Below are 23,933 nucleotides of genomic sequence, written 5' to 3'. Positions count from 1 at the left end.
CCCACACAGGCGCAGCAGCAACGACCAATTGGCAGGAGGTCCCTCATGACTAGGATACCGTTTGGCATAGCTCTTCTTGGCATACTTTCCCTGGTGCAGGTTGCGGCAGCGGCCCCCGACGATCCCGCCCCCATCTACGGGGTGGGCGCCGAGCGGGCCATCCCCGGGCGCTACATCGTCGTCTTCCGGCCCGGCAGCCCCGGACAGCAGGTGAGCGCCGCGGTGCAGGCGGCAGGCCGGCTGGGAGGCAAGGTGCACTACCTCTACACCGACGCGCTGCAGGGATTCGCGGCGACGCTCCCCGACCAGGCCCTGCAGGGGGTGCGCCACAACCCCAACGTGGAATACATCGAGCAGGACCAGGCGGTCTCCATCGGCATCGAGGTCTCCCAGGCCGTCTCGACCTGGAACCTGGACCGCATCGACCAGCGCGCCCTTCCCCTCGACGGCTATTTCAACTACCTAAACAGCGGCGTCGGCGTGACCGCTTACGTCATCGACACCGGCATCCGCACCTCGCACACCGAGTTCGGCGGCCGCGCCTCGATAGGCTACGATGCGCTTGGGGGGAACGGCCAGGACTGCAACGGGCACGGCACCCACGTCTCGGGCACCATCGGCGGCTCGCATTACGGCGTGGCCAAGGACGTGGCGCTGGTCGGCGTGCGGGTGCTCGATTGCTCCGGCTCGGGTGCCATCTCCGGCGTCGTTTCTGGCGTGGACTGGGTCACCAAATACAAGAAGCTGCCGGCCGTGGCCAACATGAGCCTTGGGGGCGGCGCTTCCACCGCCCTGGACAGTGCGGTCAGCAACTCCATCAACGGCGGGGTGACCTACGCCATAGCCGCGGGTAACAGCAAGCAGGACGCCTGCCGGTATTCGCCGGCCCGCGTTCCGGCGGCCCTGACCGTCGGCGCCACCACCTCCAGCGATGCCCGTGCCTCCTACTCCAACTACGGCGCCTGCCTCGACCTCTTCGCGCCCGGCTCCAACGTCACCTCCTCGTGGTACAGCAGCGACACAGCGACCGCCACCTTGAGCGGGACCTCGATGGCCACCCCCAACGTCACCGGCGTCGCCGCGCAGTACCTGCAGACAAACCCCGCCGCCACCCCTGCCGGGGTCGCCGCCGCCCTGACCGGGAACGCGACTCCGGGTGTGGTGGGGAACCCGGGCAAGAAATCGCCGAACCTGCTCTTGTTCACCGACTACTGACAGAACCCGTCACGGGTCGAAGCGCCCAGGCCGGCCGCGAACCTCTTCGCGGCCGGCTTTTTTTTTCGCCGGCGTGCCGGACGGTTGACAGGGACGGCAAAGAAGTTGTAGAGTGCAACTATATGGACACCCTGACCGAATACAGATTGGACAAGTCGCTGGGGCACCTGGCCTCCCGGTTCTCGAGAATCGTGCTCAGGCGCTTCACCGCGGTGCTGCAGCAAAACGGCATGACGATCACCTCGGAGCAGTACTCGCTGCTGGTGCAGCTTTGGGACTGCAACGGGCTCCCCCAGGGAGCGCTGGCGGAGAAGACGGCCAAGGACAAGACCACCATGGCCCGCCTCGCAGCCGGGCTCGAGGAGCGAGGACTGATCGCCAGGCTGCCGAGCCCAAGCGACGCCCGCGAGCGGCTGCTCTACCTGACCGACCGCGGCAAGGAGCTGATGGATCAGGCCACCGCCCTGGCGCGCGGCATCCTGGAAGAGGCACAGCAGGGGATCGACGCGAAGGAACTCGAGATCTGCCGCGATGTCCTGCGCCGCGCCTGCCGCAACTTGCAGTAGTTTTTTTGACCCGATAGTTGTATTGAACAACTTTTCGGCCAAGCGAGGTTGTACCGATGGTTTTCGCCAAAACCGCAGCAACGATCCACCCGACCGAGATGACCCGGCGCCAGCTGACCGTCTTCGTCCTCATCCTCGGCGCCCTGACCGCGTTCAGCGCCATGTCGATCGACATGTACCTCCCCGCCTTCCCGCAGATGGCCCATGACCTCAAGGTGCCGCTCGGCACGGTGCAGCTCTCGGTGTCGGCCTTTTTGTTCGGATCGGCGGCCGGGCAGCTCTTCTACGGGCCGCTGGCGGACCGCTGGGGGAGGCGCCGCCCGCTGCTTCTGGGACTGTCCCTGTACGTCGCCTCGACCATCGGCTGCGCCATGGTGCACACCGGGGGTGGCCTCCTGGCGTGGCGGGTGGTCATGGCGCTCGGGGGGGGAGCGGGTATGGTCATCTCGCGCGCGGTGGTGCGGGACCTCTACGACACCGCCGAGGCGGCGAGGATGTTCTCCCTGCTCATGCTGGTCATGGGGCTGGCGCCGATCCTGGCGCCGGTGGCGGGGGGGCAGCTGCTGCTTTATAGCGGCTGGAGGGGGATCTTCGTCTTCCTGGGCGTCTTCGGCCTCGCCTCGCTTTTGGCGGCGGCGCTGGCCCTCCCCGAGTCGCTCCCCGCGGAGCGGCGCATCCGGCGCAGCGCCTCGGACATGACCAAGGTGTACTGGCACCTGCTGAAGAACCGCCACTACCTGCGCTACGCCGTCGCCCTTGGGTGCGTGGCCGGCGTCAACTTCTCCTACATCTCGGGCGCGCCCTTCGTCTTCATCGAGCTGCACGGACTTTCGCCCCAGTTCTTCGGCGTCTTCTTCGGCGTCAACGCCTGCGGCCTGATCGGCGCTTCGCAGATGAACCGGCGCCTTTTGCGCCGCTATACGCCCGCGGCCATCGCCCGCAGCGCCTTCATGGTGGCCGGCAGCGCCGGCATCGCGCTGATCGCCGCGACGGCGACCGGCTTCGGCGGGTTCCCGCTGCAGATGCTCTTCATCTTCGTCTGCCTCTGCATGACCGGACTGCTCTACCCCAACATCACCGCGCTGGCCTTGGCCCCCTTCGACAAGGCGGCGGGGAGCGCGTCGGCCCTTTTGGGGACCATCCAGTACCTCCTGGGTGCCTCGGGAGGGGCGCTGGTCGGCGCCTTCCACAACGGCACCGCCCTTCCCATGACCGGCACCATGGCGCTTTGCGGAACGCTCGGCTTTGTCGCGGTACTCGGGGCGGGAAGGAGCAAAGGGCATCAGCACGCCTGACCCGGGAGCTTGGCAAATGTGTCGAATTGCGGCGGGCAAGCTGCGGCGGGCGGACTAGCTGGGCTTGAAATCCTGAGTGGGGCAGCAGTAGTAGTCCCTGCTGCACCAGATCATGACCTTAGTGCCGGGGGTGGGTGGGGTCGGGCTGTCGATGGCGAACTGGTGGTTGTCGCAAAAGAGGGTCCCGTCCTGGCGCACCTCGGCGAGGTAGCGGCCGTAGAACAGGGGAGTAGGCGCCGGCGGGTGGATTTCACGTAACTCGATGAGATGATAGATGTGCATCAAAGGCTCCACGTGTTCCTGCTTTCTGGTACCCGTATCGGCACGGCTTCGATTTTATTTACGCAATTGCGCGTGAAGCGGTAACGAAGGCAATTCCCCCGAAGGACCAGACCGGCTCTCGCAGGCCCAGACAGCGTCAGACCTGAAGCAAATAAAAAGGGCGGCCCAAACGGGCCGCCCTTTTCACATCTTGCCTGCCGGTGTTCCGAACGCCCGGGTCAGTGGGCGCCGTTGACCTGGCTCTTGGCCACCAGGTAGTAGACGATCCCGAGGATGAGGAGGGTGCCGGCCAAAAACGCCTGGGTCTCCAGGGCGTCGTGGCGCAGGGTGGAGATGAGGATCTCCCGGATCAGGGCCACGATGATCACGCCGATGAAGATGAGGATGTTGAATTTCCCCCCCTTGAGCGTCTTGATCTCGTTGTCCATCAGTTCGATCATCATCCACAGGATCAGCAGGGAGCCGAGCGCTGAGAGGATGCCCTTCTCGAAGTCGCCCCGGAAGATGTGGACCAGGTCCCAGAAAAAGAGGGTGACCACCGAGAGGGAGACGCCGCTCAGGGCGATGACCAGGATCAGGTTGAGACCGTAGGTGAAGCGCTCGGCGGCGTGGATCAGCTTGGACTCGATCTTGTGCGAGACGAAAACCTTGCGCAGCTCCTCCTCCTGGTAGGAGGTGCTCATGATGTCGAGGTTGATGTCGAGGATCTTCTCCACCGCGATCCGGTACTTGCGGCGCACCGAGATGTCGGGGAAGTTGGCCTGCAGCATCTCGATCAGGAAGCGGCGCACCACGTTCATGGCGGCGTTCACGTAGTGGGCGCTCACCTTGATGCGGACGTGCGCCTGCCCGATCGACTGCAGGGTCAGCATGTACTCGTTGTCGTAGCGGCCGCAGAAGAGGGAGAGGAACCACTCGGTGTGGGTCCTCTTAAGCCGCGCCAGGTCCTTGGGGTCGCGCAGGAAGACGGCGGTCTCCGGGATCTTCAGAAGGTAGGTGTAAAACTCCTCGACCATCGCCTCGCTGTTCGTCTGCGCCAGGGGAAAAAGCTCTTTGAGCATTTCGGCGTCTGTATCCGAGAAGTAATAGTGGTTCTTTATTTCCTGCATGGTAAGCATCAATGGTTCTCCTGAGACAGTATTTCGCGCATCCTGATCCATTAGCTGTCGGTCAGACGGCAATCAATGCTAGCACACACCACACCTTTTGCCAGGTCCGTATACGCGCCTGCCCCGAAGCAAAAAGCCGCCCCGGCAGGGACGGCTTTTTTGTCGTGCGTGAAGCGGGTGCTCCCCATCCGGCAGGGGGGGGAAGAAAGGATCCGGACCGCGGGAATTGCCCGTTGGCGCCGCGGGGAGCGGGTGCGGTCATTCCCGCGCGGCGGAGGGGGAGCCCAGCAGCGAGAGGAGACAGAAGGAGAGGGCCATGACGGCATAGCCGGCGGCCAGGTGCCACACGATGGGCTGGGGCGGGGCGAGGGGTGAGAACATCGCGCCCGAGGGAAGCGGGGAGTGGATGATGCCGCAAAGCGACAGCGCCGAGCAGAGAAGGAGGTAGACGGCGGCCTTGCCGGGGCGGTGGTCCAGCACGTTGGCAAAGGCGGCGCCCCAAAGGAGCGAGGTGACGATGAAGCCGTTGCCGAGGATGATGGTGGCCTGCCAGGTGGCCAGGAGATCGCCGGCGAGGTCGGCGGAACTCTTGCCCAGCCCGGCCAGCATCTGCCCGAACTCGATGGTGGTGAGGCAGGCGATCACCGGGATGAAGGAGATGGCTACCGCGCGGTAATGCAGCTTGGGTGTCGCTTCGAAGGCCTGCGCGGTGATCTCGATGCCGATGAAGATCAGGATCGGAGCGACGGCGGCCTCCGGGAGGAGCCCGACGAAGAAGGAGAGGTAGCCGGAGACGGCGGCAAAGCCGATGAAGAGCGCGGTGGCGATGGTGTAGCCGGCGCGCCCCCCCATGTCCTTGTAGGCGGGGTGGCCGATGTAGGGGCAGGACTGCATCACGCCGCCGCACAACCCGGCCACAAGCGTGGCGGCCCCCTCCACCAGCAGGATGTCCCGGGTGTTGTACTCGTCTCCTGCAACCGCCGCGCTCTCGGTGACGTCGACACCCCCCACCACGGTGGCCAGCGCGAAGGGGATGGCCAGCGGCAGGTAGGCGAGCGCCCTCGGTATCCCCGGGAGGAATTCGAGGGTGGGGAGGGGGAGGTAGAGGGCTGGCTGCGCTGCCGCCAGGAGGGGATGGACGCCACCCGGGAGGAGTCCCAGGCTCCCCAATAGGTAATAGGCGACGGTACCGCTCATGATCCCGGCGAGGGCGCCGGGGAGGCGCAGCGGGAGCCGGAAGCGGGCCAACAGCGAGATGAAGACGATGCCCAACGAGAGAAAGCCGACCACCGGCGAGGAGAAGAGCTTCAGGAAGGGGAGGTAGGCGATCAATAAAAGTGCGACGGCGGCGATGCTCCCGAGAAGTCCGGCCCGGGGGATGTTCCTTCTCAAGGCGGGGCCGCAGAAGGAGACGGCGATCTTGAAGGCCCCCATGAGCACGATGGTCGCCATGCCGACCTGCCAGGTCAGGTGGGCGTCCCTGGTGGCGAGGAAGCAGGGGCCGAGTACCCCGAAGGCCATGCCGAAGGTCGAGGGGGTGTCGAGCCCCAGGGGCATCGCCGTCACGTCGCTGCGCCCGGTACGGCGGGCCAGGCGGTAGGCGAGCCACGAGTAGAGCAGGTCGCCCAGGAGAACCCCGACCGCGCTGCCGGGGAGCATCCGGGACAGGACCAGTTCACGCGGCATCCCGAAGACGCCGGTGAGGATCCCGGCCATGATCACCAGGCCGGACATGTTGTCCAGCATGAGACCGAAGAAGGCGTTGATGTCGCCGGCGGCAACGAGCCTCGGTTTGTTTGTATTCATGGGGGTCATCTCCTGAGTGCCCAAAATTGCCATAGCAGAACGGTCTTTGCAAGGTGAATGTCGCTGCAGGTGGGGGAGTCGGGGCGGGGGGGTGGCCGCCGGTGCGCCAAATGACCCAGAGGCCGTTAACTTGTTGTTTAAATTGGATTAATATTGAGGCGCGGGCGCTGGGGTGGCGGTTTCGTTTTTGCTAATGATTACAGTAGGAAAAGTCATCGGGGCCGCCGGATGGAGTAGCGCCGGGACAGACATCTTGTTTTTGGAATAGAAGTTGCTGTTCCCTTCGGATGCTCGCAAAACGAGAGGAGGGGCGTGACCGCGACAAGCCATCGGTACGATCGGTGCGGGAACGCGTTTCATAGCAAACCAAACCAGTCTGAGAGGGTATGGTAATGGAAAAGCAAGAGATAAACAACGCGATCACTGAACATGCCATGTACAAGTTCAAGCTCAACGACTTGATCAGCAAGGGACAGCTGGAAGACCACAAAGGCCCCTGCACCGAGACCGATTGCCAGTTCGGCAAGTGGTTTTACGACACCTCCTTTTCGTCCCGCCACAGTTCTTCCTCCTTCTACAAGCAGGTCAAGCAACTCCACGGTGAGTTCCACCAGGCAGCATGCAAGGTGGCGGGGCTGGCGGTCGAGGGCAAGACCGAGGAGGCCCGGAGGCTGATGGAGTACGATGGCGAATTCCAGCAGGCTTCCAACAAGCTCATGGAAACGCTGATGAGATGGCGAGATATGGTCTGACCAATTTTTATGGTCTGTTTAATTAGATCAAAAAAAGGTGAACTGCGCCGAAAAACGTGCTAGCTTTACGCCGCTTTTGAAGCGGAAACGTTTGACAAGGTGAACGCGCCCGTAAGGGCGCAGCGGTTCGTCTCCTGCGTTGCATCCCCCTTTAGCAGAGAAACCACCCCCAGCCTGCGACTTTCCCCGAAAGAGTGCCCATGTTGTCGACCGATATGGTGCGGCCCCCGCTGTCCGTCACGGCAGCGCTGTGCCCGTTCCCGCGCCGTTGACAATCCCCCTGTAGTGCGTTTTTCAGCTACCGCCAGGTAGTCAGCATGTACCACAAAGGAGAGCACCTTGAAGAAGAGATCGATCCGTAGCGCCCTGTCCACCGGGTTGAAAGCCCTGGCCCTCGCCGCCCTGCTGCTGGCACCGTTTGCCGCCGAAGAGGCACAAGCCGGCGTGACCCTCTGGAATGAGACCAACATCCAGTACCTGTGGGGGGGGCAGTTCAAGAATCCCTACGCGCACACCCAGGGCACCCAGTCCACCATCACGGTCGAGCATGCCAACGCCTGGAAGTACGGCGACACCTTCCTGTTCTTCGACGTGACCAACACCGAGAAGGACAACACCGGGATCTACGGCGAGCTTTCCCCGAGACTTTCCCTCGGCAAGATCACCGGGCGCGACCTCTCCGCACCCTTCGTGAAGGACGTCCTGGTCGCCGGCACCCTCGAGATGGGTCAGGGCTTCCGCAACTACCTGTACGGCGTCGGTCTCAGCCTGAACCTCCCCAAGTTCAACTTCGCCGACCTCAACGTCTACGTGCGCAACGATCCCAAGCAGTCCGGCAGCACCTACCAGGTGACCCCCTGCTGGCAGCTCCCCTTCGCCGTGGGTAAGGCCAACATGATCTTCGAAGGGTTCTCCGACATCGCCGGCGGCGAGGGGAACCTCTCCTTCAACATCGACGCGCAGCCCCGCCTGCTCCTCGACCTGGGCAAGTTCTGGGACGCCCCCAACGGCATTTACGTGGGCACCGAGGTGATCTACTGGCATAACAAGTACGGCGTGAAGGGCGTGAACGAGTTCGCGCCGCAGGCGATGATCAAGTTCGTGATGTAGAGGACGATGACGGTCAATTGACGGTGGGTACGTGACAATTGAGCGGCGCGGCAAGCTGCGGCGCGGCCGCGAATAAAACAGAAAAACGGGAAGGGGCCGGGATGTCGACGGCCCCTTTTCTCATTGGAAGCCTTGCCAAGGTGGCCTGCGCACGCTAGAGTGTCCCTCATGCCCGCAAGCGTCCGCCAACACTACGAACTCTACCCCTACCCGGACTACCCGCTCTTCGCCTCGGTGCGCCGCCCAGATACCTACGCCAACAACCTGGACGCCCTCTGGGCCCTCTTCAACGGGGAACTCCCCCCCCCGGCCGCGCGCCGCATCCTGATCGCCGGCTGCGGCAGCTTCGCCCCCTATCCCTTCGCGCTCGCCAACCCCGGCACCCCCATCACCGCGCTGGATCTCTCCGGCAACAGCCTGAAGCGGGCGCGGCTGCACTGCCTGCTGCACGGGATAACGGGGGTGGACTTTGTGCCGGGGGATCTCTGCGACCCGGCCCTGGCGCCGGGCCCGTACGCGATGATCGACGCCTACGGCGTGCTGCACCACCTGGCGGAGCCGCTGGCCGGGCTGCGCGCGCTGGCGGCGCGGCTTTGCGAAGGGGGGATCCTGAGGGTGATGCTCTACAGCCACTACGCGCGTAGGGAGGAGGACTCCATCCGCCGTGCGCTGAGGCTTTTGCAGGTGCGGGATCCGGAACAGGTGCGAAGGATGGTGGCGAAAAGCGGGAAACGGTCGCGACTGAGGAACTTCTTCGAGAGCTCTGACGAGGTGGCCAGCCGCTCCGGGCTTGCCGACGCGCTGCTCCATCCCCAGGTCACCAGCTACCGCATCGGAGAACTCCTGGAGCTGATAGCGGCCAGCGGCCTCGCCCTGTTGCGCTTCGCCCATCGCGGGGCGCTGCCGGAGCCGGAGAGTGAGATCGCCAGGTTGCGCGAGCTGGAGCGGCAGAGGCGCGCGCCGGGAAACTTCGTGTTCTACCTCGGGCGGGACGTGCAGGGCCCCTGCCCTGAAAAGGAGGGGGTGTACCGGCTGAACCCGTGCCTCGCGCCGGCGCTCGCCCCCTGGCGCCTGGCGCCGCTGCACCTTCCCGGGAGGCTCGGACATGAAAACGCCGCCCTGGACGGTGCCGAGCGCCGCTTCCTGCGCCGCTTCCGCAACCCCGTCCCGGCGGCCGATCTCTCCCGCGCCGAGCTCGCCAAGGCCGGCCATTACGCCGACCGGCTCTTCCTCATGCGCTGCCGCGCCTGAGTCACCTTCCCTACCTCTCCAGCATCTCCCGCACCTTATTCAGGAGCTCCCGCGGGCGCACCGGCTTCATGAGCAGTTCAGTCCCCTCCTCGATGAGGTCCCGGTTCTTGATGATGTCCATGGTGTAGCCGCTGGTGTAGAGCACCCGCGCGGCCGGGTCGAGCTCCCTGATTCGCTGGCAGGCCTCTTTGCCGCTCATGCCGGGCATGATCATGTCCATGAGCACCAGCGAGATAGGGGACGTGCGGCGGGCGTACTGCTCGATGGCGGCGGCGCCGTCCGCGGCCAGGATGACGCGGTACCCGGCGCCGGCGAGTATCTGCTCCAGCAGGGTGCGCAGGTCAGCTTCGTCCTCGACCACCAGGATGGTCTCGCTGCCGCCCCTGGGCTGCTCCAGGTCCCGGAGTGTCTCTTCGGCCAGCGGGCTGGTGGCGCTCAGCGGCAGGTAGATCCTGAAGGTGGTGCCGATGCCCGGTTCGCTGTAGACGTTGACGAAGCCCGAGTGCTGTTTGATGATCCCGTACACGATGGACATGCCCAGGCCGGTCCCCTTGCCGACCTCCTTGGTGGTGAAGAAGGGCTCGAAGATCCTCTTCCTGGTCTGGTCGTCCATGCCGACACCGGTGTCGGAGATGGAGATCACGGCGAAGGGGCCGGGCTCGCCGATGCCGTTGGCCTGTACGAAGGCGGCGTCGATGCGCTGCAGCGACGTCTCAACGGTGAGGAGCCCCCCGCGCGGCATGGCGTCGCGCGCGTTGGTGGCCAGGTTGACCAGGACCTGCTCGATCTGGTTGGCATCGATGTCGACCGGCAGGGGGTGCCCGGCCTGCACGGCCCTCAACTGCACGTCCTCGCCGATGATGCGGGACAGGAACTTCTCCACGTGCCGGATCACGTCGTTGAGGTCGACGGTCTGGGTCTTGATCACCTGCTTGCGGCTGAAGGTGAGCAGCCCCGAGGTGAGCTGGGCCGCCTTGTCGGCGGCGTCCATGATGCGGTCGACCTGCTCCCGGTGCGGCGCGGCAAGGGCCGCGTCGTTGCGCAGCATGCTGCCGTACCCCATGATCACCATGAGTATGTTGTTGAAGTCGTGCGCCACACCACCCGCCAGTTGCCCGATCGCCTCCATCTTCTGGGACTGCAGGAGCTTTTCCTCGAGCTGCCTGCGCTCCGTTATGTCCTCGGCGATGCCGAGCAGGTAGCGCGATTTACCCTGCTCGTCCAAGAGCGGGATCTTCTTGGTGCGCAGGATCCGGTCGCCGGAGGGGGTGGTGATGACCTCCTCCGGTATCTCCATCAGCTCCCCTTTTTCCAGGGTGACGCGATCCTTGCAGCTGAAAAACTGCGCCTGCGCCGCGGGGAAGAGATCCTCGTTGCGCTTGCCCAGGATCTCCTTTCGTGAAAAGCCGAGCAGTTCCTCGCCGTACTTGTTGATGGTGATGAAGCGCAGCTGCTGCGCGTCCTTGGCGAAGACCATGGCCGGGATGTGGTCCACGATGTTCTTCAGGAACTCCTCGCTTTGACGCAGCGCCTCCTCGACGGCCCGCCTCTGGGTGATGTCACGGGCCACGGCCAGGACGTAGGCGCGATCCCTGAAGTGCATCCGGTTCAGCGTCAGCTCGGCCCAGAAGCTCTCCCCGTCATGCCGGTGCAGTTCGGTGACGATAAGGTCGCGTACTTCCGCATCCTCGTCGGAGCGGATCAGGGAGGCGGCGGCGGGATTGTCGTGCAGGTCGGAGAGGTCGAACAGGGATTTTTCCAGGAGCTCGCTGCGGCTCCATCCCATCTGGCGGCAGGCGGATTCGTTGAGGTCGACGATCCTCCCGGTCCGCACCTCGACCAGGAAGATGGCGTCGTTGCTGTGGTCCAGGAAGGCCTTGAGACGCTCCAGTTCCTCCAGGCGCTCCTGCAGCTCCGGGTAATAGGTCTTGCGCATGGAGTTTTCGCCGAGCCCAGCCAGTTTGCGCTGCAACGCTTCCAGCGCCTCCTGGGAGGAGGCGTCGGGGGAGTCCTGCGCCCCGTCGGAGTCGGGGGGGCGGGGATCAGAGGGACTCTTCATAGACGACCTCTATATCCCTCTTGGAGGCGCGACGCGGGTTGGTGGCCATGCAGGGGTCCTTCAAGGCATGCTCGCTGTAGAGCTTCAGATCGTCGCGTCCGACCCCGACTTCGGCCAGGGTGCGTCCCACCCCCGCCTCGGCCTTGAGCTTGCGGACGTACTCCAGGAGGTGCTTCTTCTTCTGGGAGAGGGAGAGCCCGCGCAGGTCGAGCCCGAACGCCTGGGCGATCTGCTCGAAGCGCTCCGGTGCGGCGTCGAAGTTGAAGTCGATGACGTGGTCCAAAAGGATCGCGTTGCATTCGCCGTGGGCGAGGTCGAGCGCGCCGCCGAGGCTGTGCGCCATGGCGTGATTGGCACCGAGGATGGCGTTGGAGAAGGCGAGGCCGGCCTGGAGGCTTCCCATCATCACCTGGCTCCTGAACTCCTCGTTGTCGAGGTTGCGGATGCTGGGGATGAGGTTCACCGACAAGAGCCTGAGCGCCTCCAGCGCGTGCAGGTCGGTCATGGAGGAGCTCGCGGTGGAGACGAAGGCCTCGATGGCGTGGGTCATGGCGTCCAGCCCGGTGCAGGCGGTCAGGTAGGGATCCATGGTGATCAGGGTGACCGGATCGATGAGCGCTATGTCCGGGACCACCGACTTGCTGATGATGGCGATCTTCACCCGTTCACGCGGGTTGCTGATGATGGCGAACTGGGAGACGTCGGCGGAGGTGCCGCCGGTGGTGGGGATGCAGATGAGGGGAGGCATGGGGGACTTCACCATGTCCACCCCTTCGAATTCGAGGATGTGCTTGTGGTTCGAGGAGACGATGCCGATGCCCTTGGCGCAGTCGATCGGGCTGCCGCCGCCGACCGCGACCAGGGCGTCGCAGTGTTCCGCCTGGTACAGCGCCACTCCCGCCATGACCTCGTCCGCCTTGGGGTTGGGGGTGAGCGCGGTGAAGAGGACCCAGGGAACTCCAGCGGCGTCCAGGCTGTCGGTTACGTCCTTGGTCCACCCTGCCTTTACCACCCCCGGGTCCGAGACCACCAGGACCTTGCGGCCGCCCAGGTTTTTGGCGTAGCGCCCGGCCAGCTCCCTGGCGCCGACACCAAAGATGAATTCCGGGGCGAGAAACTTCCTGAGTTGCAAACCTTCCGCCATCTAACCATCTCCCTGATCGAACAGATCGCTCTGTCATAACAGATGTTAAGGACAGCCAACGTCCGGGCAACTTGTGTAGTGTAGCAGTATTTCATGTCTTTTGCCACGGGAAGCTGGCACCACTCTTAGTGGTGCCTAATCGGTCTTTCAGCGGAAAACTTTAAGGAAAACTGGTAGCGCTTAAGAAGCTGCGGCAGATTCGGACCCGGGTGCCAAGGCGGCTGTGACAGGAGCCGCCGACCGGGAAAATGCGCAACTTTCGTTACAATTCGACTGATACATCGCAAAGCGGTCCGAGCCGATAGGTAATTGCTGATGCTTAACGACTGCAGGGGGACTGGAGGCAAAAATGGCAACCATCCGTGCCAAGATCATCATGAACATGGCGGTCATGCTGATTACCATCGCCGTCATCGTTACCCTTGAGTTCCGCGCCATCGCGACTCTCGGCAGGATGCAGGATGAAGGTGCCCAGCGCTCGGACGCTGCGGTGTTGGCCAAGGAAGCCTCCATGGGGGGGCTCGCCCTGTACCGGGTCATAGCCGATGCGGAAGTCAACAGGGATCTGGAGCGTATCCTCAAGACCTGGCAGGCCAAAAAGGCAGAGGTGCTGAAGAACCTGGAGGCGACCGCTGCCATTGCCGATACTGCCGAGGAAAAGAGATTTGTCGCCGCGGTGAAGGACGCCGTGGCCGCGGTGATCGGAACCTTCGAGCAAAAGATGGTGCCGCTCTTGCGCGAAGGCGACGGCACGGTCCAGGAGGTCCGCGCTCTGGACCGCCAGATAGAATTGCAGGTGCAAAATATTGAGTCCGAGATGGACAAGGTGACCGATTCGCTGGTCCGGGAGATGCGGCAGGCGGACCGTGACTTCGACGCGGAGCGGCGCAAGGCCCTGTTCGAGGGGGTGATGATCGGCCTGGCGGGCGTCCTGCTGCAGACCGGGCTGGGGATCATGCTGCTGAAGGGAATCATGACGTCGGTGAACGCCATTCGTGCGCTGCTGACCGCGGTGAGCGCCGGGGACCTCACCCGTCAGGCGGAGATCGGCACCAGGGACGAGCTTGCCGAAACGGCCAGGGAATTCAACGGGTTCGTCCTGAACCTGCAGGACATGGTCCGGCAAATCGCGGCAACGGCGCATGTGGTAGTGGCCTCTTCGGAGCGGCTCAGTTCGGGCGCGGAAAAGATTGCCGCTGCGGCCGAGGAGGTGGCGCAACAATCGGCCACGGTGGCCACCGCCGGGGAGGAGATGTCCGCCACCTCCGGCGACATCGCCCAGAGCTGCCAGCGGGCCTCCGAGGGTGCCATCGTGGCCAGCCGTTCGGCCCAGGATGGTGCCCAGGTGGTGGAGACCACCGTTTCGGTGATGGGGCAGATCTCTGCCAGAGTGCAGGAGTCATCGAGGACGGTGGAGAGGCTAGGGGAACGCTCGGACCAGATCGGTGCCATCATCGTCACCATCGAGGACATCGCCGACCAGACCAACCTGCTCGCCCTGAACGCGGCGATCGAGGCGGCCCGCGCCGGCGAACAGGGGCGGGGGTTCGCCGTCGTTGCCGACGAGGTGCGTGCCCTGGCGGAGCGGACCACCCGCGCCACCCACGAGATCGGCGAGATGATCAAGGCGATCCAGAAAGAAACCAGGGATGCCGTGGCGGTCATGGAACAGGGGGTGGGGCAGGTGGCGACCGGGACGGTCGAGGCTGCTCGTTCCGGCGAGGCGCTGCGGGAGATCCTCGAGCAGGTACAGGGGGTGGCCATGCAGGTGAATCAGGTGGCAACGGCAGCCGAGGAGCAGACTGCCACTACCGGTGAAATTTCACGCAGCATGCAGCAGATCACCGAGACCGTGCGCCAGACCGCCTCCGGTGCCCACGAGTCTGCCGCTGCCGCGCACGAGCTCAACGGAAGCGCCGAGAAGTTGCAGCGACTGGTCGGACACTTCAAGCTGTAGCCCACCTCTACGGGCGCCCCTGATGGCCGGGCCGTAAGGGCGCCAACGACGTGGCCGCGGGGAGCCGGAATGCAGACAACGCGCTGCAGACCGAGAAGATCGCCCGGCACCTCGCGCTGAACGTAGCCAGCGAGTCCTTTAGTCCGATCACTTCGCGCAGCAGTCCGCAACGGGCTGCTGCGCCTATTCCACGCTTTTCCACCGCCAGCCGCTTAAACGGTCCATCCTTCTCCCCGCTCCTGTTGCTCCTCCTATCCATCACATCCGCAGTGCGTTCGTTTTTCCTGACATGGAAGACATCAAAGTATTTGAATTATGTTTGACAACGGGTAGCAAAGCGGGTACGCTCTCTGCCCCAAAGGGCGTTTACGTGATTTTATTAATGATCGAAATCAGTCGTAAACGTTGATATGAAGCATGTGGTCTAGTGGTTCCGGCTTATTATGCGGAAATGGTATTAAAAGCATAATTAAGTAATTGACTGAAAAAGGCAAAGCCGGGGTGACCCGGCGACGCAAAGCCACCTGTCCAGGACAAGTGCGAGGCGACCCAGCGGGCGCTCGACTGGAAAGAGGGGCTACCGAAGTCGGGTGGAGAAAGTGAGCCTATCCCGGTGGATGGGCTTTCTCGTTTCTGGAACTAACAGCTCGTTCGGCAAAGAGGAGGATCCCTTACATGAAACCGTACCTTACCCGAAAGCCGCACCGTGCTTTTGTTACCGGGTCGTTCCTGGTCGTGTTCGCACTGCTGTTGAACCTGCTCACGGCTCCGGCCTGGGCCGCCCCGGGGGACATCGTCACCATAGCGGGTGGCGGGGCGGGAGACGGCGGGCTGGCAGTATCCGCTCTGGTCGGGGCGACCAGGGTTGCCGCCGATAACGCCGGCAACGTCTACATCGCGGACAACGAGCACCACCGTGTGCGCAAGGTGGATTCCTCAGGGGTGATCACCACCGTCGCCGGCACCGGCGTGGCCGGCAACGCGGGGGACAACGGTCCCGCGACGCTGGCGAGGCTCAACTACCCCATGGGGATCGCCCTCGACGGCAACGGCAACCTCTTCATAGCCGACACCAACAACAACGTCATCCGCAGGGTCGACCCGGCGGGCATCATCACCACCGTGGCGGGGACGGGCATGGCCTCTTATAGCGGCGACGGCCCCGCCCTCGCTGCCGCCCTGAACGCGCCTGCCGATGTCGCGGTCGATCCTTCCGGCGCCCTGATCATCGCCGACCGCGGCAACTACCGGGTCAGAAAGGTTGCCGGCGGTATGATGACCACCGTCGCCGGGGTGGGGTGGTGGGGGAGCATCGGCGATGGCGGCCCGGCCACCGAGGCGGCGCTCACCTTCCCGAGCGGCATCGCAGTGGACCAGGCCGGCAACGTTTTCATTGCCGACGAGAGTAACCACAAGGTCCGCATGGTCGACGCCAGCGGGATCATCACCACGGTGGTGGGCACGGGCGAGCCCGGCTACAACGGTGACGGCCTGCACCGGACCGTGACCCAGTTGCAGGCCCCGAGAGGAGTCGCCTTCGACCCGCAGGGAAGGCTCCTCGTCGTCGACTCCAACAACAACCGCGTCCGCAGGGTGGATGCGACAGGTATCGTCACCACCGTGGCCGGAAACGGCGAGTGGGCTTTCTCGGGCGACGGCGGTCCGGCGACGGCGGCGGCGCTGCAGCAGCCGTGGGGGGTGGCCTGCGACCCTAACGGCAACATCATCGTGGCCGACACGGCCAACTTCCGCATCCGCAGCGTGGACTTCCTCGGCAACATCTCCACCTTCGCCGGCAACGGCACCCTCTCCTGGACCGGTGACGGCGGGCCCGCCTCGGCGGCGGCGTTCTCCTCGCCTGGCTCTCTCGCCATGGACCAGGCCGGCCACATGTACATCGCTGACGTGGGCAACAACCGCATCCGCAGGATCGACAGCTACGGCACGGTCACCACTTTCGCCGGCACCGGCATTGCCGGCTATGGCGGCGACGGCATGCCGGCGGCGACTGCGACCTTTGCCAACCCGACGGGGATAGCCCTCGACGCCGCAGGAAACCTCTACGTGGCCGACAGCGGTAACAACCGCATCAGGAAAATAGATAGCGCAGGCGTGGTCAGCACCGTAGCCGGAAACGGCGTGGGCGGCTACAACGGCGACGGCATGCCCGCCATCTTCTCCAGCCTCGACCGGCCGGTGGGGGTCACGGTGGACGCGCTGGGGAACATCTTCATAGCCGAGTTCGACGGCAACAGGGTACGCAAGGTCGACACGGCCGGGATAATGACTACCGTGGCCGGCACCGGCCTCATGGAGTACAACGGGGACAACATGCCGGCGATCGCGGCCAGCGTGGCGCGACCTGCCAGCGTGGCCCTCGACTCCGCCGGCAACCTCTACATCGCTGATTCCTATAACGCGCGCATCAGGAAAGTAGACACCTCCGGCATCATCACGACGGTGGCCGGAACGGGGGTAAGGGGGTACAACGGGGACGGCATGCCGGCAGTCGCGGCCGACCTGGAGTCCCCGGTCGGGGTTCGCGCCGTCAACGGCAACCTCTACATCATCGACGGCAACCGGGTGCGCAGGGTAAACCCGGACGGGACGATTGCCACCGTTGCGGGTGACGGCACGCCGGGTTTCCAGGGTGACTCGGGCCCCGCGACTGCGGCTTGGCTCCTGTCGCCGAGGGACGCCTGGGTCGATGCCTATGGAGGGATCTTCATCGCGGATACCGGCAACGGCAGGATCCGCCTGGTCTTCCCGCAAAACGAGGCAACCCCGATTACGATCAACTGGGGAGCGAGCAGCACCGACTCCTTGAACGTGACGCTGACGCTGCAGTGCACGGGACTCCCCGGGGGGTGCTACGGGGCCCAATTCTCCCACGATGCCATCAACTGGACTGACACGGTCCCCTTCGAGCCGAGCAGGCCCTGGACCCTCGTCCCCGGCGAGGGGGTGAAGACCGTGTACGTACGCTTCACGGACGGCTTCGCGACCTGGTCCGAGGTGTACAGCGATACGATATACCTGGTCGCCAGCGGCCCCGGTGTCGCCATCGTGGAGCCTGCGGCGGGCGCGGTCTACGGCAACGATCCGCTGCTCTCCTTCAACGTCTGGGGCCCGGTCGGGCCGGTCACGGTGTACCTGGACGGAGTCCAGGTCCCCAAGTATTCCGGGGATCACCTGGGTCCCTTGGCCGTGGGGCCGCACCTGGTCAGGGTCGAGGTGCGGGACTATTCCGGCGGGAACATGGCCTTCGCCGAGAGCGTCTTCACCGTCCAGGGGGCGGTGCCCTTCGGGGATGACTTCGAGAGCGGCGCGCTGAAATGGGAGACGGTGAACGGCCTGTGGCATGTGGCCGGCCCTGGATCTCTCTATCCCAACAGCCACAGTGGCGGCAACAGCATGTGGTACGGCCAGGAGTTGACCGGCAACTACGATGTCGGCGAAAACAGCGGCTGGATCGTCTCCACCCCTTTCACGGTCCCCAATAACGGCAGTCTCAGGTTCTGGAGCTGGGAGCAGATTGAAGGCAGCTCGGCCCAGTACGACACCCGCAAGGTCTACATCTCGGTGGACGGCGGGGGATGGGTCCCGTTGTACCAGTCCCTGGACAACAGCTCTGCCTGGCACCAGGTCGACCTCGACCTGGCGCAGTTTGCCGGGAGGACGGCGAGACTCATCTTTGAATTCAGGAGTGTGGACGGGGCGGCCAACGCCTTCCGTGGCTGGTATCTCGACGACATAACCGTCAGCGGCAGTGCTCCTCCTCCGGCCGCGATCGCTTTCGAGGGATTCGAGTCGGGACTGCTCCAGTCGCCGCCATGGACAGCGGAGGGGAGTCAGCCTTGGAGAGTCGTCTCGGACTCGAGCCACGGCGGGCTTTATTCCGCGCGCTCCGGCGCCATTTTGGATAGCCAGGTGTCGGTTATGGAGACGAGCGTGGACTGCGTTGCCGGAGAGATGAGCTTCTGGTTCGCGCTCGAGTCGGAAGGCAACTTCGACTTCCTCACCGTCCAGGTCGACGGCGTGGAGCGGGGGAGGTGGTCCGGTTCCTACGGCTGGACCCAGGCCACCGTTCCGGTCAGTGCCGGGCCGCATGTCTTCAAGTGGACCTACGTGAAGGACGGCTCCGTTTCGATCGGCCGCGATGCCGCCTGGGTTGACGACATCGTCTTCCCGACTGCACCGGCAGTCCCGGTGGTGACCATCACGTCGCCGGTGCAGGGCGCTCGCTACAAAGAGCCCCCGATACTCACCTTCGGCAGTACGGCACCTAACACGGCGGTGTACCTGGACGGCGTCCTGACGCCGGTGCAAAACGGCATGTACCTCCCCTGGCTTGCCGACGGCAGCCACATCGTCCGCGTCGAATCGAGCAACGCCGCGGGCACGGCAGCCGCTGACGTGAATTTCTTCATCGATGCCACGCCCCCCGTGGTGACCATCACGGCGCCGCTACCCGGTGCGGTAGTCGGCAATACCCCTGTCCTTGTCTACAGCGCCAACGAAGGGGGAGCGATGACCGTCTGGGTCGATGGCGTCCAGACCGAGGCTCCTTCGGGGATGCCGCTGAAGTATCTGGCCGATGGCTCCCACACCGTCCGCGTGCAGGAAATCGATCCGGCGGGCAACATCGGTTTTGCCGAAGTCGCGTTCATCGTGAGCGGGACGAGCGGCATCACCAGTTTCAGCGATGACATGGAAAGCGGTGGCGACAAGTGGGAATCCGCTGGGGGGCTGTGGCACCTGGTGAACGGCCAGACCTCGACCAACGGCAACAGCCACAGCGGCAGCACCAGTTGGTGGTACGGCCAGGAGTCAACGGGTAACTACGACGTCGGCATAACCTCCGGGGCACTGGTCTCCAAGCCCTTCACCGTCGGCACCGGCGCGAGCCTGAAATTCTGGAGTTGGGAGCAGACCGAGGGAAACACGAGCTACGACACCCGCAAGGTCTTCCTAAGCACCGATGGCGGGGCCACATGGAGCCTCCTGGTCCAGTTGACCGATGCAACCTCCTCCTGGCACCAGGTGGTGACGAGCCTCGCCCCGTATGCCGGGATGACGGTCAAGCTGAAGTTCGAATTCAACAGCGTCGACGGCGTGGGCAACGCCTACCGGGGCTGGTACCTGGACGACGTGACCGTGGCCGGCGCAGGGGGGGGCGCGCCGACAGCTGCGGGAGATGCCTTCGAAACCGGCGACTTCTCCTCCCTTCCCTGGGTGTTCAGCGGCAACGCTCCGTGGACCGTCACCACGGGCAACGCGCACGGTGGGCAGTTCGCCGCCAAGGCCGGAACCATCCTGGACGGCCAGAGTTCCACGATGCAGACGACAGTCGACTGCGCCGCCGGTGCCATGAGTTTCTGGTTCGCGGTCAGCTCCGAATACAACTGGGATTTCCTGCGCTTCTACGTGGACGGGGTGGAGCAGGTGGGTTGGTCCGGCAATGTGGGCTGGACGCAGCTCGTCACGGTGGTGACCGAGGGCGTTCATACCTTCAAGTGGGTGTATGTCAAAGATAGCTCGGTCTCGGCCGGTTCCGACACCGCCTGGATCGATGACATCGTCTTCCCGACCAAGGCCGTCCCGACCGTGAACCTCGGTTCGCCCGTCCAGGGGGAAAGCTATAAGCAGGAGCCGATCCTCTCCTACGGTGTGAGCGAGGGGAGTGCGGTGGTGAAGCTGGACGGGGTGGTGATCAACGCCCCGTCAGGGAGCATCCTCCCCCCCCTGGCCGACGGCGTGCACGCGGTCCGCGTCGAGGCCAGCAACGCTGCCGGCACCGGGTACGCCGAGGCGAATTTCGTCATGGACCGGGTCGCTCCTTTGGTCACCATCACTTCTCCTTCTCCCGGGAAGACGGACAAGAGCCAGCCGTTGCTCGCTTACAGCGCAAGCGAGGGCACCCCTGTGGTCAAGCTCGATGGAGTCGTGGTCAGCGTGCCTTCGGGGAGCGCCCTGCCCCAGTTGGCCGACGGTCTTCACACCGTTCGTGTCGAGGCCGCCGATGCCGCCGGAAACCTCGGTTTCGCCGAGGTGAGCTTCACCGTCGACACCGTGCAGTTTGCCATCAGCATCGATCCGTTGCCGAGTCCTTCAAACAGCAACAGCTTTGTCCTTACCGGCACACGCGACAGCCGCGCCACCATGTTCGGTGTCGGCTCCAGCAGCTCTGTGAACTTCGGAACGCTCACCTTCCCGACGAACTCCACTTGGCGGCTGCCGGTCAGTGGATTACCTGACGGGAGCACGACCTTCAACGTCAGTGAGGAGGATGGAGCGGGACATGCCGCGGCGGTTTCACTCACCATCGTCATCGACACGGTGGCACCGGTGGTCACCATCGCCTACCCGGCGGCGGGAATCTCCGCTAATCGCACCCCCGTCTTGACCTACACGGTAAGTGAAGGGGCACCGGTGGTACAGGTGGACGGCGTGGTGGTCTCCAAGATCTCCGGCGATACCCTGGGGCCGCTCTCCGACGGTCCTCACACGGTCCGGGTTCAGGTTGCCGATGCCGCCGGCAATATCGGCTTCGCCCTGGTGAACTTCAGCGTCGACACCACGGCGCCGGTGGTTAATATCACCTCGCCCGGTACGGTCCTCGGGAACAACCGGACGCCGGTTTTGACCTACAGTCTCAGCGAAGGCAACGCGGTGGTGCGGGTGGATGGCGTGGTGGTTGCCAAGGTTTCCGGTGATACCCTCGGGCCGCTGGCGGACGGGGAGCACACGGTACGGGTGGAGGCGACCGATGCCGCCGGCAACACCGGCTTCGCACAGGTTAGCTTCAGCGTCGACGCGACGGCTCCGGTGGTCACCATCACCTCGCCCGGTACGGCCCTCGGGAACAACCGGACGCCGGTTTTGACCTACAGTCTCAGCGAAGGCAACGCGGTGGTGCGGGTGGATGGCGTGGTGGTTGCCAAGGTTTCCGGTGATACCCTCGGGCCGCTGGCGGACGGGGAGCACACGGTACGGGTGGAGGCGACCGATGCCGCCGGCAACACCGGCTTCGCACAGGTTAGCTTCAGCGTCGACGCGACGGCTCCGGTGGTCACCATCACCTCGCCCGGTACTGCCCTCGGGAACAACCGGACGCCGGTTTTGACCTACAGCGTGAGCGAAGGCAACGCAGTCGTGTGGCTTGACGGTGTGGTGGTTGTCAAGGCTTCCGGCGAAACCCTCGGGCCACTGGCGGACGGTACCCATACGGTGAAGGTGGTGGCAACAGACGCGGCGGGGAACTCCTCGTTTGCCGAGGTAACTTTCAGCGTTGACGCGACGGCTCCGGTGGTCACCGTCACTTCACCGGCGTCGGGAACAACCCTGGACAGAACTCCGCTGCTACTCTACACAGTGGGGGACGGCAGCGTGGTGGTTAAGGTGGATGGCAATGCGGTCAACAAAACATCCGGCAGCAGCCTGGATGCGCTGGGGGACGGGAACCACACGGTAACGGTCGAAGCGACCGACGCGGCTGGCAACACCGCCATTTCCTCCGTCAACTTCACGGTTGCCTACACCCCCCTTGCCGTCGGCACCGCCTCGCTCCCCTTCGGGACCATCGGCACCCCCTACAATAGAACCTTGTCGGCAACGGGGGGCGTGCCGGGTTACACCTGGTCCGTCGCCAGCGGCAACCTCCCGGACGGGTTGACGCTGAACGGTTCCACCGGGGTTATCTCCGGGGTTCCCGGCGTGGCTGGCAGCTTTGCCTTTACGGTCAGGGTCGCTGACAACGACGGGGCAAGCGCCACCGCCTCCTTCTCCGTCTCGGTGTACCCGCCGTTGCAGATCGGCACCACCTCGCTTGCCGGCGGATATGCCGGTGCTTCCTACAGCCAGTCCCTTACCGCCAGCGGCGGGACCGGATCCTATACCTGGTCCGTCATCTCCGGGAGCCTCCCCGAAGGTCTCAGCCTCAACCCGACTACCGGGCAGATTGCCGGGACTCCGACAGCTGCCGGCAGCAGCTTCACCGTCGAATGCCGCGACGGCAACCAGACAGCGGCCACGGCCGCGTTGGCAATCGTCATCGAAGCGGCGCGTCCCGACTTGGTGGTCACTGCCGTTTCCGGCCCGACCAGCGGCACCAGGGGCAAAAAGGTGATGCTGACCGCCACGGTGAAGAACCAGGGGCAGGCCACGGCTGGCGCATCCACCTTGAGCTTCTACCTCTCGAGCGACGGCACCGTCAGTGGTGCCGACACCAAAGTCGCCGACGTCTCCGTAGGGAGCCTTGCCGCAGGCGGCTCCCAGACGGTGAGTTTCAATGCCACCGTCCCTGCCACCCTGCCGGCGGGAAGCTACGTCATCGGGGCTATTGCGGACCGGGTCGGTGTGGTCGCCGAAACGGACGAGGCCAATAACGCCAAGGGCGGCGGCAGCATCGACATCCGCTAGAGCCTGCCTCGGCGGCACTACGAGAGCGGGGCACGAGTTTTGTGCCCCGCTTTTTTCGTTGTTCCGAGATTTCGGGCAATAGAGGAAATCCCCCTGCCCCCCTTCGCAAAGGGGGGAACATGAGGTCTCGTGCGTCACTTTGTGGCGAACAACAGCACCGTTCGTTGAATTTCCGAACACCCTTCGCGTGGTCTCAGCAGCTTTCCCTCTCTACCTGCTCCAGCAGTTTCAGCGCCTCCAAGTCCTCGTACTCCTCGAACAACTCCCGAATGTTGTTGATGTAGGAGTGGACCAGGAACAGCTCGTCCAGGCATCGCCCGCCGTTGACATCGGGCTGCCCGACCCGCGCCAGCTTCTCCTTGAACTTCTCCCAGAATGCGTTGCTCTTCCCCGGGTCGTCTATGTGCCGGCGCAGCAGCGCGATCAGTTCCTGCGAGTTCTTATCACCCTCTATCCCAACGAAGGAGAGATAGCGGTCCGGATTATCCTGCTTCTGCATGTAAATCTCCTCGGGGGGCTTAACGGATCAGGTCCAGGCGCAGGGCGAAGGTGAGGTTGCATCCGGCCAGGGGGTGATTCCCGTCCAGCGTCACCGCCTCCTCGGTCACCTCAGTCACCAGCATCACCCGCGCGGCCTTACCGGCGAATTCGATGCCCAGTTTTTGGCCCGGAGTGATCTCTTTTTCGGCAGGGAAACAGCCACGGGCGACCTTGATGATGTTCTCCTTGAGTCGCGGACCGTAGGCCTCTTCTGCACTGAGAAAAATGTTCCTGGTTTCGGTCGGCCGCATGCCGACGATGGCGCTCTCCAGCGCCGGGAAGAGCTCGCCTCCCCCCAGAGTCGCCGTCAGCGGGCCGTCGGCCTCGGTGCTGTGGAAGATGGTGCCGTCGTCCAGGGTCCCGATGTAGCTGATGGTGATGGTGTCTCCCATCCTGGCTGTGCCCATGGTTTTTTCTCCTTTCCTT

General features: G+C 64.3%; 15 protein-coding genes and 1 riboswitch. Of the genes, 8 read left to right on the top strand and 7 right to left on the bottom strand.

The features are described 5' to 3' along the window. Positions 1–45: 45 nt before the first annotated feature. The 3 genes from KP003_RS18645 (at position 46) to KP003_RS18635 (ending at position 3,076) form a co-directional block, all read left to right on the top strand. A complete protein-coding gene (locus tag KP003_RS18645; protein ID WP_216500235.1) occupies positions 46–1,215 on the top strand; it encodes a S8 family peptidase in 1,170 nt (389 codons plus the stop codon). A 122-nt stretch (positions 1,216–1,337) separates the two neighbouring features. Continuing rightward, entirely contained in the window at positions 1,338–1,781 is a 444-nt protein-coding gene (locus KP003_RS18640) for a MarR family winged helix-turn-helix transcriptional regulator (RefSeq protein ID WP_216500237.1), read from the top strand. A gap of 56 nt (positions 1,782–1,837) precedes the next feature. Then, positions 1,838–3,076: a multidrug effflux MFS transporter gene (locus KP003_RS18635; protein WP_217300107.1), complete on the top strand. Its 1,239-nt coding sequence runs from the start codon at positions 1,838–1,840 to the stop codon at positions 3,074–3,076. Between the two features lie 54 nt (positions 3,077–3,130). Here KP003_RS18635 and KP003_RS18630 read toward each other — a convergent pair whose 3' ends face one another. The 3 genes from KP003_RS18630 to KP003_RS18620 form a co-directional block, all read right to left on the bottom strand. Continuing rightward, positions 3,131–3,358, bottom strand: a complete 228-nt coding sequence (locus KP003_RS18630) for a hypothetical protein (protein ID WP_217300106.1) — start codon at positions 3,356–3,358, stop codon at positions 3,131–3,133. 218 nt (positions 3,359–3,576) lie between these two features. Beyond that, complete coding sequence (locus KP003_RS18625; RefSeq protein WP_216500241.1) at positions 3,577–4,476, bottom strand: protoglobin domain-containing protein; 900 nt, start codon at positions 4,474–4,476, stop codon at positions 3,577–3,579. 249 nt (positions 4,477–4,725) lie between these two features. Continuing rightward, positions 4,726–6,273, bottom strand: coding sequence for an MFS transporter (locus KP003_RS18620; protein ID WP_216789592.1), 1,548 nt, complete (start codon positions 6,271–6,273; stop codon positions 4,726–4,728). 392 nt (positions 6,274–6,665) lie between these two features. Between KP003_RS18620 and KP003_RS18615 the strand changes: the two genes are divergently transcribed. The 3 genes from KP003_RS18615 to KP003_RS18605 all read left to right on the top strand — a co-directional run bounded on the left by KP003_RS18615 (position 6,666) and on the right by KP003_RS18605 (position 9,386). Beyond that, complete coding sequence (locus KP003_RS18615; protein WP_217300105.1) at positions 6,666–7,025, top strand: CZB domain-containing protein; 360 nt, start codon at positions 6,666–6,668, stop codon at positions 7,023–7,025. Positions 7,026–7,364: 339 nt separating this feature from the next. Then, complete coding sequence (locus KP003_RS18610) at positions 7,365–8,135, top strand: DUF5020 family protein (RefSeq protein WP_217300104.1); 771 nt, start codon at positions 7,365–7,367, stop codon at positions 8,133–8,135. A gap of 168 nt (positions 8,136–8,303) precedes the next feature. Next, a complete protein-coding gene (locus KP003_RS18605) occupies positions 8,304–9,386 on the top strand; it encodes a class I SAM-dependent methyltransferase (RefSeq protein WP_217300103.1) in 1,083 nt (360 codons plus the stop codon). Positions 9,387–9,396: 10 nt separating this feature from the next. On the opposite strand, the gene KP003_RS18600 is transcribed toward KP003_RS18605, so the two are convergent. Both KP003_RS18600 and ercA read right to left on the bottom strand, forming a co-directional pair. Next, positions 9,397–11,445, bottom strand: a complete 2,049-nt coding sequence (locus KP003_RS18600; RefSeq protein WP_216789589.1) for a hybrid sensor histidine kinase/response regulator — start codon at positions 11,443–11,445, stop codon at positions 9,397–9,399. Continuing rightward, positions 11,429–12,589: an alcohol dehydrogenase-like regulatory protein ErcA gene (gene ercA / locus KP003_RS18595; RefSeq protein ID WP_216500248.1), complete on the bottom strand. Its 1,161-nt coding sequence runs from the start codon at positions 12,587–12,589 to the stop codon at positions 11,429–11,431. Before ercA ends, KP003_RS18600 begins: the two co-directional genes overlap by 17 nt. Positions 12,590–12,938: 349 nt before the next feature. Here ercA and KP003_RS18590 point away from each other — a divergent pair, with 349 nt between their 5' ends. After that, a complete protein-coding gene (locus tag KP003_RS18590) occupies positions 12,939–14,546 on the top strand; it encodes a methyl-accepting chemotaxis protein (RefSeq protein ID WP_216789588.1) in 1,608 nt (535 codons plus the stop codon). A 479-nt stretch (positions 14,547–15,025) separates the two neighbouring features. After that, positions 15,026–15,131, top strand: a riboswitch (cyclic di-GMP riboswitch). A gap of 90 nt (positions 15,132–15,221) precedes the next feature. Then, positions 15,222–22,967 carry an NHL domain-containing protein gene (locus KP003_RS18585; RefSeq protein ID WP_217300102.1) on the top strand — a complete coding sequence of 2,582 codons (7,746 nt, stop codon included), beginning with the start codon at positions 15,222–15,224 and terminating at the stop codon, positions 22,965–22,967. Positions 22,968–23,160: 193 nt separating this feature from the next. Here the strand turns inward: KP003_RS18585 and cowN are convergent, their stop codons facing one another. Together cowN and KP003_RS18575 are read right to left on the bottom strand one after the other, a co-directional pair. Further along, positions 23,161–23,466 (bottom strand): N(2)-fixation sustaining protein CowN, encoded by a 306-nt coding sequence (gene cowN, locus KP003_RS18580; protein WP_217300101.1) that lies wholly within the window; start codon positions 23,464–23,466, stop codon positions 23,161–23,163. A gap of 19 nt (positions 23,467–23,485) precedes the next feature. Then, positions 23,486–23,914, bottom strand: a complete 429-nt coding sequence (locus tag KP003_RS18575) for an FKBP-type peptidyl-prolyl cis-trans isomerase (protein WP_216789585.1) — start codon at positions 23,912–23,914, stop codon at positions 23,486–23,488. Between the last annotated feature and the right edge of the window lie 19 nt (positions 23,915–23,933).

Source organism: Geomonas diazotrophica (assembly GCF_019063885.1).
Classification (GTDB): Bacteria; Desulfobacterota; Desulfuromonadia; order Geobacterales; family Geobacteraceae; genus Geomonas; species Geomonas diazotrophica.
Note: the sequence above shows the minus strand (reverse complement) of the source record. Positions and strands in the feature narration are given on the sequence as shown.